The organism is Pedobacter sp. 05L430, from assembly GCF_056397585.1.
In genome coordinates, this window is record NZ_JBFTNT010000614.1 from 1 (window position 1) to 592 (window position 592).

The 592-nt window shown below is 36.7% G+C and carries 1 pseudogene; it reads left to right on the plus strand.

The features are described from left to right. Positions 1-592, plus strand: a pseudogene (locus AC1DG9_RS27630) (hypothetical protein); the annotation flags it as partial.

Below are 592 nucleotides of genomic sequence, written 5' to 3' on the forward strand. Positions count from 1 at the left end.
CATGAAACTAGTCTGTCTGATCGTAGTTTTTTATTTAACAGGTATTGAAACTGTAACTCCGCAAACCATAAATTCAGCGACAAGGGATTCGTTGATTACACGCAGATATTTGCGTAATAGGGAATATAGCGATATTTATAAGGAAAATGGTGATTTGTCATACATCTCGCCAAGAGGCGAACTTGCCGGACCGGTAAAGTATATTATTAATGGCAGGGTTACCAAAACGTATATGATACTTGCAATACCTGAATCGCCTGTGGCTTTTGCTATGGTGCCCGATTTTACGGTTWAGGTAATTGACGAAAAATCTTCGGGTGTAAGAACTCCGAGTTTAAAACTGGGAGGAACTTTATATTTCAGGCTTAGTAAATCTATCAGCAATTATAAATATGCAACGTTAAAATTCACTCATCATTCAAATGGACAAGATGGAGAGGCTTTAAATAGCAACGGTACAATAAATACCCATGATGGTAATTTTAGTACCAATTATCTTACTGTTGGATATAATTCAGGAAGAAAAACCAGCGCGTTTAATGCTGTTTCCTATTCATTAAATCATTATGGCGGTTTTGAGTGGCATAAATGG